The organism is Actinoplanes sp. CA-142083, assembly GCF_050942195.1.
Lineage (GTDB): Bacteria > Actinomycetota > Actinomycetes > Mycobacteriales > Micromonosporaceae > Actinoplanes.
Genome location: NZ_CP192076.1, coordinates 3,330,640 through 3,342,283, shown reverse-complemented (window position 1 = coordinate 3,342,283; position 11,644 = coordinate 3,330,640). Strand labels below are relative to the sequence as shown.

Annotated in this window: 10 protein-coding genes; 2 read left to right on the top strand and 8 right to left on the bottom strand. The window is 68.9% G+C overall.

The genetic code is table 11. From position 1 onward, the window contains the following. Positions 1–190 precede the first annotated feature (190 nt). From wecB to ACQPZX_RS15285, 6 genes are all read right to left on the bottom strand, one after another. Positions 191–1,315, bottom strand: a complete 1,125-nt coding sequence (wecB, locus tag ACQPZX_RS15310; protein WP_433380434.1) for a non-hydrolyzing UDP-N-acetylglucosamine 2-epimerase — start codon at positions 1,313–1,315, stop codon at positions 191–193. A gap of 2 nt (positions 1,316–1,317) precedes the next feature. Further along, positions 1,318–2,577, bottom strand: a complete 1,260-nt coding sequence (locus tag ACQPZX_RS15305; protein WP_433380431.1) for a nucleotide sugar dehydrogenase — start codon at positions 2,575–2,577, stop codon at positions 1,318–1,320. Between the two features lie 11 nt (positions 2,578–2,588). After that, positions 2,589–3,392: a WecB/TagA/CpsF family glycosyltransferase gene (locus ACQPZX_RS15300; RefSeq protein ID WP_433380428.1), complete on the bottom strand. Its 804-nt coding sequence runs from the start codon at positions 3,390–3,392 to the stop codon at positions 2,589–2,591. Position 3,393: 1 nt separating this feature from the next. Next, positions 3,394–4,479, bottom strand: a complete 1,086-nt coding sequence (locus ACQPZX_RS15295; RefSeq protein ID WP_433380425.1) for a hypothetical protein — start codon at positions 4,477–4,479, stop codon at positions 3,394–3,396. A gap of 427 nt (positions 4,480–4,906) precedes the next feature. Continuing rightward, entirely contained in the window at positions 4,907–5,815 is a 909-nt protein-coding gene (locus ACQPZX_RS15290) for a glycosyltransferase (RefSeq protein WP_433380422.1), read from the bottom strand. After that, complete coding sequence (locus ACQPZX_RS15285) at positions 5,812–6,654, bottom strand: glycosyltransferase (RefSeq protein WP_433380419.1); 843 nt, start codon at positions 6,652–6,654, stop codon at positions 5,812–5,814. Before ACQPZX_RS15285 ends, ACQPZX_RS15290 begins: the two co-directional genes overlap by 4 nt. A 614-nt stretch (positions 6,655–7,268) precedes the next feature. On the opposite strand from ACQPZX_RS15285, the gene ACQPZX_RS15280 reads away from it, so the two are divergent. Both ACQPZX_RS15280 and ACQPZX_RS15275 read left to right on the top strand, forming a co-directional pair. Next, positions 7,269–8,126 carry a hypothetical protein gene (locus ACQPZX_RS15280; RefSeq protein ID WP_433380416.1) on the top strand — a complete coding sequence of 286 codons (858 nt, stop codon included), beginning with the start codon at positions 7,269–7,271 and terminating at the stop codon, positions 8,124–8,126. Further along, positions 8,123–9,313: a glycosyltransferase gene (locus ACQPZX_RS15275; RefSeq protein WP_433380413.1), complete on the top strand. Its 1,191-nt coding sequence runs from the start codon at positions 8,123–8,125 to the stop codon at positions 9,311–9,313. Before ACQPZX_RS15280 ends, ACQPZX_RS15275 begins: the two co-directional genes overlap by 4 nt. Before the next feature lie 34 nt (positions 9,314–9,347). Here ACQPZX_RS15275 and ACQPZX_RS15270 read toward each other — a convergent pair whose 3' ends face one another. Then, positions 9,348–10,718, bottom strand: coding sequence for an O-antigen ligase family protein (locus ACQPZX_RS15270; protein WP_433380410.1), 1,371 nt, complete (start codon positions 10,716–10,718; stop codon positions 9,348–9,350). After that, a complete protein-coding gene (locus ACQPZX_RS15265) occupies positions 10,715–11,641 on the bottom strand; it encodes a hypothetical protein (RefSeq protein ID WP_433380407.1) in 927 nt (308 codons plus the stop codon). The genes ACQPZX_RS15270 and ACQPZX_RS15265 overlap by 4 nt, the downstream gene beginning before the upstream one ends. Between the last annotated feature and the right edge of the window lie 3 nt (positions 11,642–11,644).

Here is an 11,644-nt window from a genome sequence, read left to right as displayed (position 1 = left end):
GCGGAATTCCCCGACCGTTCGGCCGTTCCGGAATGCAGCGCAGCGGGAATGGCTCAGGAGTGCGTCGGTTTCCTCCGCGATACTCGGTACACAGCCTATTTATCGCGGTTTTGGGGAACATTAAGCTCGCCAAGAAAAGCGGCCCGACCCCCTGCCGGGGATCGGGCCGCAACCATCTCAAGTGGCTCGTTCAGGAGCCGACGACGGTCTCCCGCAGATCCGTCGGCCGCAACCGCACCGGTGCGGCCAGGTAGGCCAGCAGCACATCCGCGATGCGATCTCCCGCGTGACCGTCCCAGAGGGCCGGCGCCCGCTTCGCCGGCGGCGAGGCAAGCACCTGACGGGCCGTGCCGACGATCCGCGCCGGGTCGCGGCCGACCAGGGTGTTGGTGCCCTCGGTGACGGTGATCGGGCGCTCGGTGGAGTCGCGCATCGTCAGGCACGGAACGCCCAGCGCCGTCGTCTCCTCCTGGATGCCGCCCGAGTCGGTCAGCACCAGCCGGGCCGACGCCTGCAGGGCGATGAAGTCCAGGTATCCGGCCGGCGGCACCAGGCGGATACCGGCGGGCAGCCCGGCCAGCTCCAGCCGGGCCGCGGTGCGCGGATGCACCGGCAGGACGACCGGCAGCTCCCGAGCCACCTCGCCGAGCGCGGTCAACAGGGCGCCGAGCATCGCGGGATCGTCCACGTTGGCCGGCCGGTGCAACGTCGCGAGCGCGTACCCACCCGGGGTGAGCTCGTAGCGGTGCAGGATGTCCGAGGCGAGCGCCCGGTCGAGGTTGGCGTACAACGTGTCGATCATGACGTTGCCGGCGAGGTGGATCTGGTCGTCGTGGTAGCCCTCGGCGCGCAAATTGTCCACACCGTCCGGAGACGGGGCGAAAAGCAGCTCGCTGAGGCGGTCGGTGACGACCCGGTTGATTTCTTCCGGCATGGCCCAGTCGCGGCTGCGCAGGCCGGCCTCGACGTGGGCGACCGGCACCCCGGCCTTGGCGGCCACCAGCGCGCACGCCAGCGTGGAGGTGACGTCGCCGACCACCACGACCGCGTCCGGACGCAGCTCGTCGACGAGCGGCTCGAACGCCGTCATCACGCGAGCGGTCTGCTCGGCGTGCGTGCCGGATCCGGTGCCCAGGTGGCGATCGGGCGCACGCAGCCCGAGGTCGGCGAAGAACACGTCGTTCATCGCCGCGTCGTAGTGCTGCCCGGTGTGGACGAGCACCACCTCGGCGCCGCGCGCCTCGAGCGCGTCCATGACCGGCTTGACCTTCATGAAGTTGGGCCGCGCACCAGCCACGCAGATGATCCGCGGCACGCTCAGATCACCTCGACCGCGGCGCTTGCGGTGAGCCGGCGGCGGGTGTCGAGAACGTAGCTCGACTCGGCCGCGATGAGCTCGTAGTCGAAGGCGTCGTGGTCGGCCAGCAGCACCACCGCGTCGGCCGCCCTCAGCTCCTCGGCGTCCGCCTGCACCATGGTGAGGTCGGCCGCGCCGTGCACGGCCTCGACCACGTGCGGGTCGGCCACCCGGACCTCGGCACCCATCTGACGGAGCAGCTGCACCACGCGGACGGCGGGCGACTCGCGCGCGTCGCCGGTGTTCTTCTTGTACGCCAGGCCCAGCAGCAGGATGCGGCTGCCGGACACGGACCGCTGACGCCGGTTCAGGGCGTCGATGAGCCGGCGCACCACGTAGTCGGGCATGTGGTTGTTGATGTCGTTGGCCAGCTCGACGAAGCGGAAGCTCTGGCCGAGCGCACGCTGCACCCGCCACGACAGGTAGGACGGGTCGATCGGCAGGCAGTGACCGCCGACGCCCGGGCCCGGGGTGAACCGCATGAAACCGAACGGCTTGCTGGAGGCCGCGTCGATGGCCTGCCACACGTCGATGCCGAGGTCATTGGAGATCATCGCGATCTCGTTGACCAGCGCGATGTTGACGTGCCGGAAGGTGTTCTCGATGAGCTTGGCGAGCTCGGCCTCCCGCGTCGACGCGACGCTCACCGTGGTCTCGACGACGGTCTCGTAGAAGCCCTTGACCCGGGCCCGGGACTCCTCGTCGACGCCGGACACGATCTTCGGCGTGTTGACGACGGTCCAGGTCGGGTTGCCCGGGTCGATCCGCTCCGGGCTGAATCCGAGGTGGAAGTCGACACCGGCCGCGAGTCCCGAGGACTTCTCCAGGATGGGGCGGACCACCTCTTCGGTGGTGCCGGGGTAGGTGGTCGACTCGAGCACCACGGTGGCGCCCGGACGCAGATGCTCGGCCAGCAACTCGGAGCTCGCCTCGACGTACGACAGGTCGGGCGCCCCGTCGCGCAGCGGCGTCGGCACCGTGATGATCGCGATGTCGTAACCGGCGCAGTCGGCCGGGTCGGCGCTGGGCTTGTACCGCCCGCTCGCGATCGCGGCCCGCAGCCGCTCCGCCGGGATGTCCTCGACGTACGACTCGCCCTCGGCGAGACGGCCGATGCGGAGGGTGTCGACGTCGTACCCGACGACCTCGTGGCCGACCTCGGCGGCGCGGACGGCCAGCGGCAGCCCTACGTAGCCCTGTCCGGCGATGACGACTCGCATGTGCAGTCTCCTCAGTTGCTTTCGCCGGTGTTCACCGGGGCGGAACGGAACGATCGAACCCATTCGCCGGCGACCAGGCCGACGAAGGCGACATTGGTGGTCAGGTACCGCTTGCCGAGCCGGCGCGGTTCCTGAAGGGCGCGGTAGAGCCATTCACAGCCCATCCGCTGCCATACCCGCGGTGCCCGCTTGACCACGCCGGCGAGCACGTCGAACGAGCCACCCACGCCGTGGACCACCTTGGCGCCCGTGCGGGCGCCGTGGGTGGCCACGAAGACCTCCTTCTTCGGCGAGGTCATGCCGAGGAAGAGCAGGTCGGCGCCGCTGCCCTTGATGGCATCGGCGATCGCCGGCGCCTCGTCGTCGCCGTAGTAGCCGTGGTGCCTGCCGGCGATCCGTAGGCTGGGGTGCTGGGACCGGATCCGCTCGATCATGCGGTCCAGCACTTCGGTCCGGGCACCCAGGAAGTACACCGAGCGGCCCTGCTGCTCGGCCATGTAGAGCAGGCGCTGGAACAGGTCGATGCCGGCCACCCGCTCGGGCAGCGGCTGGCGCAGGACCTTGCTCGCCCACACCACGGACTGTCCGTCCGCGACGATGATGTCGCAGCCGGTGACGGCGTCGCGCAGAGCCGGGTCGTGGCGCATCTTGACGATCTTGGCGGCGTTCACGACGCCGACCTCGAGCAGATCCCCGGTCTTGACCGCGCCCATGCACAGCTCCACGGTCTCGCCGAGGGTCAGGGCGTCCAGCGGCACACCGAAAAGCTCCTGCCGCGGCCGCGGCAGGGAGCGAAGCTCGTTCTCCGCAACCATCTCAGCTCACCCGTCCCTCGTTGTCGGTAGCGGGCAACTGGGCGAGCCAGGCGTAGTACATCCAGCCGAACTCGTACGGCCGGCATTCACGGTCGAGATCGGTCGGCTTGTAGATGCTGTCGATGACCGGGAGACGCAGGCCGGAGCGTGCACGCGTGGTCACCGTGTGCAGTCCCCGGACGACCTTGCGCGGGTCGCCCCGGTAGACCTTGCGGACGGTCAGCCCTTCGTCGTCGAGGAGCATCGGGTCGCCACCGCGGCGCGGGCCGAGCTCGGCCGGGCCGAGCAGCCAGCGCAGCCCGCGGCGAGTGGCCTCGCTGTAGTCGCCGCCACCGGCGTCGGTGAGGTCGTTCAGCGCCATCGGGCCCATCGCGTGCTGGTGGACCGAGTAGACCGGGTAGCCCTCGATGACCTCACCGGTGCGAGCGTCGTAGAACCACCACCACTGGCCGTCGGGGCCCTGCAGGCGGCAGATCTGATCGGCGGTCCGCACGGCGGCGGCGAGCGCCTCGGGGTCGTCGCCGGAGTGGTGGAGCCGGGCCAGGGCCTGGATCGGATAGACCTGGTCGGCGTAGCAGGCGACGTGATCGCGATAGGACTTCACCAGGCCCGGGCCGGTCACGTGCGGGAAGACCGGGCTGCCGGGGTGGACGCTGCCCAGCAGGCGCGCCCGGGCCTGGGCCAGATGCTCCTCGACGTCGAGGTGGTGACGCGCGGCGGCGAGCGCCGAGACGACCCAGGCGCACTCGACCACGTACTCCGGGGCCGTGCGCCGGTCGAACTCGCCGAGCCGGCGGATCGCGTCCGGCAGAAGCGGATGGCCGGCCTCGGCGGCGGCCCAGGCGATCAGAGCGATGTCGCCGAGGTTGGTGCTCACTGCCTGTCGCTTGACCAGTAACGCGATGAAGTCCTCGAGGGTGTGGCCGCCGAGCTGCGCGCGCTGCTCATCGGCCGGCAGCCAGCGGACGCCGAGCGCGACGATCGCCGCGTACCGAAGGCTCGTGCCCGACAGTCGCGTAGCGACCCGGTCACTCTCGGTAGAAAAGATGCGAGTGAACGCGAACTCGTCGCTGTCCGCTCTGTACATCTTGGGCAGTCCCCGCGACGCGAGGGCTATGAGCCGATTTGTCAGTTCGGTCGTCTCCGCGTCGAGATGGGCGAATCTCGCTGGTGCTGGCGTCATGTCGTCCTTCCGAAGGGCGGGGGCGGCGCGTGCGCCCAATGAGGACAGCCGCGGTGGCAGGGCACAGGTTCGGCAAAGCCGACAGCGAACCTACTGAGGACCCTTGCCGCAACGGAAGATATGACGCCAAGCCGACATCGCGACATGTCCGATTCGTCCAAGGGCTTTCGAATTCTTCGCCCGACCGGGTCTCCCCGATTCACGGAACGGCCAGCGCGGATCCGACCGTTCCGGCGATGGTGAGTGCACGGGCGGAAAGGGCTGATTTGCAGTCACGAAGACGCCCACGCCAAGAGAAATTGACGTGGGCGTTAACCAGCTGTTTCGAACGCTAGGCGGACGGCGGGAACGGCAACCGCGACGGGCACAGCAGGGCTGCCGCCGCCCGGCGGCTGCGGGGGTGGCCGAGGGCGGCCCGGGAGGCCTCACGGAGGAAGACAGCCGACCAGAACAGGGCGGTGGCGGGCGCCGCGTGGCGCATGCGGTACAGCCGGACCTTGTTGACCGTCAGAAGGCTCCACAGGGCCGGCGAGACCCGCGACTCGCCGCCGATGTGCACGACTTCGGCCGCGGCCACCAGCGTGGTCCGGAAACCGCGGTCACGGGCCCGCAAGGCGAACTCGGTCTCCTCGGAGTAGAGGAAGAACCGTTCCTCCCACGGGCCGCACGCCTCCAGGCAGGCGCGCGACATCAGCATCACGGCGCCGGTGGTCCAGTCTGCGGGGCCGTCCCGGAAGTAGGTGTCGCGGTCGACCACCGTCTCGCCCAGGGCGGGATATCGCCCGGCCCGCTGGCCCAGCACCGCTTCGCCGAGCGCCCGGCCGACCGTCGGCTCCCGGCGGAGCGACAGCGCCACGTGGCCTTCCTCGTCGAGGATGCGCGGCACGGTGATGCCGACGTCGCCGCCGAGCCGCGCCATCAGGGTGGCTACCGAGCCGGCGCTCAGTCGTACGTCCGGGTTGAGGATCAGGACGGCGTCGTACTCCCCCGCCTCGCGCAGCGCGGCGTTGAACGCCGCGGCGTAGCCGGCATTCCGCCCGGTCTGCACGATCCGGCAGTCCGGCACGAGCTTCTCGGCGATGGAGACACTCTCGTCGGCCGAGGCGTTGTCGGCGACGATCAGCCGCCAGTCAAGCCCGCGCATCCCTTCCTCGAGCGAGTCGAGGAGCCCGGGCAGCACGGCAGCGCTGTTGTAGGTCACGACCGTCACCACGACGGTGGGCGGTTTGGTCGCGCTCATGCCGCGCGGCTGCTCTCGTCACGCAGCCAGGTGGTGAAGTCACCGGAGCGGATCGCTCGAGCGGCCCGTTGCCGGCAGACCACCGTCACCGCGAGGAAGACGGCCATCTTCGGCGCGTACGCGGGCCGGCGCCGCAGAATCCCGATCAGGTCGGCGCGCGAGGTGCGCGCCGAGTCGACGGTGCCCGGCCGGGCCCGTTGCAGCTGGGTGGTCGCGGTGACCGACCGGACGCGCCGGCGAACCAGATCGGCCACCGTGCGCGGGGCGTGGACCACGACCCTTGCGCCGGGGACCACCATCCGCTCGTCCGGAGAGAACGCCACCGAGGCGGCGAGGTCGTCCCCCATCACGTCCGGCACATCGCGCAGGCGCTTGCGGCCCTCGGGCGAGACCGCGATGACGCCGCGGCCGAACAGCCCTTCCCGCACGCCCGGCAGTTCCTGCCATACGTCGTAGTACCACCGCACGAGCCAGGAGGAGCGCTCCAGGGCAACGACGCGTTCCGGAGCAACGGCGTGCACGCCCGGCTCGGCCAGGGCGGCGGCCAGCGCGCGCAGGCTGCCGGCGTCCATCTCGACGTCGGCGTCGAGGTACACGACCTCATTGCCGGTCGCGTTGTCGTCACCGGCACGCAGGGCCGCGTACTTGCCCGGCTCGGCCAGGGATACCACGATGACCGCCGGACCGAACGACGCGGCGACCTCGGCGGTGTCGTCGGTGCACCCGTTGGGCACGACGACTATCTCCATCTCGCCGGGGCGCGCACCGGCGAGCAGGCCGCGTAGCAGCCGCCCGATCACGGGCGCTTCGTTGTGAGCGGGAACCACGACGCTGATCACGCACGCAGTATTGTCGCTAGCCGCCACCGGGCACCACCGACTGTCGCATCCCCGGCGCAGGACGCTCCGGACGGATGGCCCGAAACGGCCGTCGGGACGAGGTCGCCGCCCGGTCGGCCGAGTGTGACGATTCACCCGTACGCGTAACAGTGGCGAACCTGCGAACCGCTCGCTGGGCGATGGCGTGGCCGGCGCCTGTCTTCAGCCCGGCTTACCGCGACGAAGCGTACTAAAACACACGTCGGCCCGGCAGCAGAAACGCAGCCGAGCTCGGCCGTCCGGCGACGCGAGGTGACCGAACGTGTCACGGCGCCCGGTACGCACGCCGCCCGGAGACGTCCGGATGGACAATCATCCCGCATCGGGCCACCGGTAAAGTGCCGGTGTCGCCCACCCGGGAGGATCCCTTGCCAACGCGGAATCGGACGCCGATCGTCCTTGGAGCGGCTCTCGGTATCGTCGTCGCGCTCGCACTCGGTGTGATCGGCTGGGTGATGTCGGGAGACGAGGAGCCGACAGCGGCGACGGGCCAGAGCGCCACCTCCCTCTCGCCGCGGTCGGCCAGTCCGGCTGCGGCGCCGTCAGTCCGGCCCAGCGCCGTCGCATCTGCCTCGGTGACGCCCAGCGCGGGGGCCTCCGCCAGCCCGAGCCGGACGAGCGCCCGGCCGCCGAAGACCGAGGCGACCAAGGCGCCGCCGTCCCGCGGCTCATTCCCCGGGGCCGGCAACACGGGCGTACCGGCAGGGGCCAAACTCAAAGCGCCCTCGTCCACGGTCCTGCGGGTACAGAAGGCCGGGACGGTGATCAACGGCGTCGACATCCGCGCCGACATCAGCGTCGAGGCCAACAACGTGACTATCAAGAATTCACGGGTCATCACCGCGGGCGAGTGGGGGATCATTCAGCGGGCGAACGTGAGTGGTCTGGTCGTCCAGGACAGCGAGATCCGTGGCGACGGATCGGCCCGCCTTCAGCACGGGATCTTCAATCTCGGCGGCAACATCACCGTCCTGCGCACCGAGGTGTCGAAGGTGACGGACGCGATCACCACGAGCGCCGGTCTCATCCAGGACAACTATCTTCACGACCCGGCGTACTTCGACGGCGACCACACCGACATGATCGAGTCGGACTCCGGACCGGGCTCCGGGCAACAGCTCGTAATCCGCCGGAACACGGTGGTCAACACCCTGGATCAGACGTCCGCCGTTGCCCTCTACCAGGACTTCGGCGTGCAGCACGACACGATCATCGAAGACAACCTGCTGGCCGGGGGCGGGTACGCCCTGTACGGCGGCGCCGGGGACAAGGGCTCCGCGTACAACGTCAAGGTCGTCGGCAACGTCTTCAGCCGCGAGGTGCACCCGCAGAGCGGCCAGTTCGGCCCGGTAGCGCATTGGGACGAGCACGGCAGCGGCAACGAATGGCGGGACAACGTCTGGGCCGACACCGGCCGGCCCATCACACCGTGAGGACGGAAATGGGATCTTCGGGTCTGCAAGCATCGCTCGAGGATCTGGTCGTCTATTTCGCCACCACCTCGTGGTACGGGCCCGCTGGTACCGACCGGCACATGGCTCAGGCCCTGAGCCGTCACGCGCCCGTCCTGTACGTCGAGCCGCCGGTGTCCACACTGACCTTCCTTCGAAATCCCGCCCTTGCATCGACGTTGTCGGAACGGGCGCCCTTGGAGGTGCTCGATCCGGCACTGGCGCGGGTCGTGACCCGGGTGACGCCCGGAATGAGCCGGCCCGTTCTCAACCGACTGACCGGCCCCCTGGTCGAGCGTGGCACACGCTCGGCGATCCGGCGCCTCTTCGGGCGGCTCGGCACGGTTGCCGGCATCGTGTCATGCCGGGCGACGCCGCTGTGGTCAACCGTGCCGGCCCGCCGCCGGGTCTTTTTCGCGACCGACGACCTGCCCGCGGGCGCCGAGCTCTTCGGTGAGTCGCGCGAACGCCTACTCCGCGACGAGGCTCGCACGATCGCCGGCGCGGACGCGGTCGCGGTTGTCTCGCCAGGGCTGCAGAAGCGATACGCCGACGAGGGCTGGAGCGCTGAGGTCATTCCGAACGGATGCCTGCCGGAGGCATACGAGAACGTCGACGAGGCCTCTCCCGCCTCCGACGTCGACCTGCCCGGCCCCATCGCCGGCTTCGTCGGCTACCTCAACGAACGCATCGATCTCCGCCTCCTGGAGGCAGTGGCCGACACCGGCACATCCCTGCTCATGGTGGGTCCGGCCGTGCCGGGATACCGGACCGAACGGTTTGAAGCGCTGTGTGGCCGGCCCAACGTCCGTTGGGTGGGAGAGAAGCCGTTCGCGGCCCTCCCCTCCTACCTCCGCCTGATCGATGTGGGCCTCACCCCGTACGCGGACACCGCGTTCAACCGCGCGAGCTTCCCGCTCAAGACGCTCGAGTACCTAGCCGCCGGCCGGCATGTAGTGTCCACGCCGCTTCCGGCCAACGATTGGCTCGGCACCGATCTGATCCGAGTGGCGGCGGAACCGGACGCGTTCGGTGCCGCGGTCAGCGAAGAACTTGCTGCGGCGCGGGGCGTCGAGTCGGCGCAGCGTCGCCGCGCGTTCGCCTGCGAACACTCCTGGTCGCGCCGGGCCGATACGCTGGCTGCGCTTCTCGAGCTGGATCGTCGCTGACGCAGCCGACTCGCACGAGTTGACCGGACGGGTCTCAGTGACCCACGGTCGATGTTCGAACCTGACGTGCGGGGTGAGTGAATCGCCAGACGGCGCCACAGAGCCCAATCACCAGCGCCACCACGGTGGCGTACGTATCGAACCAGAGCGAATCGAAAGTCACCGAGACGAACATTGCGATGAGCTGGGTGCTGGCTAGTGCCGCGCACACATGCTTGTCCTCTGGTGTCGTGGCACGCTTGAGCGCCAACAGCGACAGCGTCAGCGCAAAGATGAACAGGAGCGCGAGCGCGGCAACACCGATGATTCCGTTGCAGAGCGCTGTGGCAAGCCATTGATTGTCCAAGTACGTGTACTGCGGCGGAACCCAGGTACCCGTTCCTCGGCCCAGCCATGGTCTCTGCGCAAAGTAATAGCCGATGAGCTCGTATCGCTCGGTCCGCGATGTGATACTGGGGTCATCGTTGAAGCCTGTGAACATGTCCAGCAAAGTTGCCGCGAAGGATGGCTTGGCCGCGGCGAGCACACCGAGCAACCCCAGACAGCTGATCAGAGCGTTGTAACGCAGGCGCCAGGTCCACAGGGGCATCAGGCAAAGCGCCATGATGCCGACCGCAATGATGCCGGTTCGGGAGATGGTCGCCGGGATGCCGGCGCCGATGAGGATCGTAGCGACGGCGAACATGCGTCGCTGGACCTTCGTCACCGAGTACCGGGTCAGGTGGATCGCGAATGGCAGGGCCGTGGCCAGCACCGCGCTCAATTCAATGTAATGCGTGGTGTTGCTTGCTACACGAAGGCCGCCGCCACGTGCCTGCAACGGCGGCGCCACGCTCCTCTCCGCCAACCCGGGGATCGTCAGATATTGGGTTACGTCGCGAGACAGAACCATCTCGACCAGACCGACGAAGGCGAGGAAGGCGGAGCACCAGACGAACGCGCGCAGTACGCTGCGAAACCGCTCCCAGTTCGTGATGCCGTCAGCGGCCGCGAGAGCGAGGCCGCTGAATGCGGCGGTGCCTATCAGCCATCGGTCCGCCGAGTTGGCCTCCATCGCGGTGAGACCGCGGAGGAATCCAGCCCCGTACGAGGCGAGGATGGACAGCCAATAGATGAGCAGCGCCCATCGCATCGGCTGAGGCCCTACCAACACCAGGTTCGGATTGAAGCGAACCAGCACCCACCAGCTGAAGAGAAGCAAGCATACGACCAAGGCCGGGCGGCCAACCTCAGTGGTGCCGGGGACGATCAGCCGTGCCGGAATCGCAGTGAGCAGCACCAGCATGAGGCTGATCAGCGTCGCCGCGTCCAACTTCATGATCCGCCGACGGGTGAGGTAAGTGTGCCCGTTCAGCAGGGATGGCTCTAAGTCACCGGGATGGATGGCGGCCGGCGCGATTGTCAACGCTCAGTGTCCTTGCGTTGGGCCCGCTTGCCGTAGACAGTCGATGGCAGAACGATCGTGGCGTCCGGCGGCGCCTCGGAGGCCCGGCGGGCGGCGCGATTGCCGTTGTTGCTCCCAGCCGCGGCCGGCACATTCCCATTGACCGCCGGGACGGCGGGAACCACGGGCTGTTGACGGGCCGACGCCTGCGGGGGAACGTTGATCTTCACCGTCCGGTCTCCGGGGGAGCCCGTCGGCGTGGTCACTGGCTCGGCACTGCTCTTCGCCACCTCGACCGGCCCACTACCCACGTCGGACTGACCTCGCTTGCCACGCCGGCGGAACCGACCGCTCATCAGCGCGTCGAAAGCGATCGTCAGCCCGGCGGTGAGGAGCGCACCGGCACCGACCACGGCGACCAGTGCCCGCTTGACCTTGCCGCCGGTCTCCTCGAGGTTGTTGCCGGTGTCCAGACGGCGGGTGAGGATCCGGCCCGGAGTCTGCACGGCGTAGTCGTCCTGCAGCGATTTGACGATGTCGTTGAAGCGCTTGACCACGACATCGGCGGTGGCCGTGGCCATCTGCTGGCTGCTGCCGATCACCTCGACCGTCGCGATCGGCGCCGGATACCCGTTGGTGATGACGACGTTGTCGCTCATGCCCGTGGTCCTGAGCTGATCGAGGAACTTCTTGTCGACCGTCGCGTACGTCGCTGCCGTGTTCAGCGCGCCGAGGCCGAGATCGAGCCACGGGTTGCGCAGGGTCTTGATGTCCTTCGCGATCGACGCCTCGGGCGGCGGGACGAGCTGGACGTACGCCGTCGCCTTGTAGTCAGGTTTGACGGTGTGCGTCGTGTACACGGCGGCGAAACCGGTGATGAGCAGCAACGGCACAGCGATGTACCAGCGCCGGAACACCAGCTTCGTCAGGTCCCAGAAATCCACCTT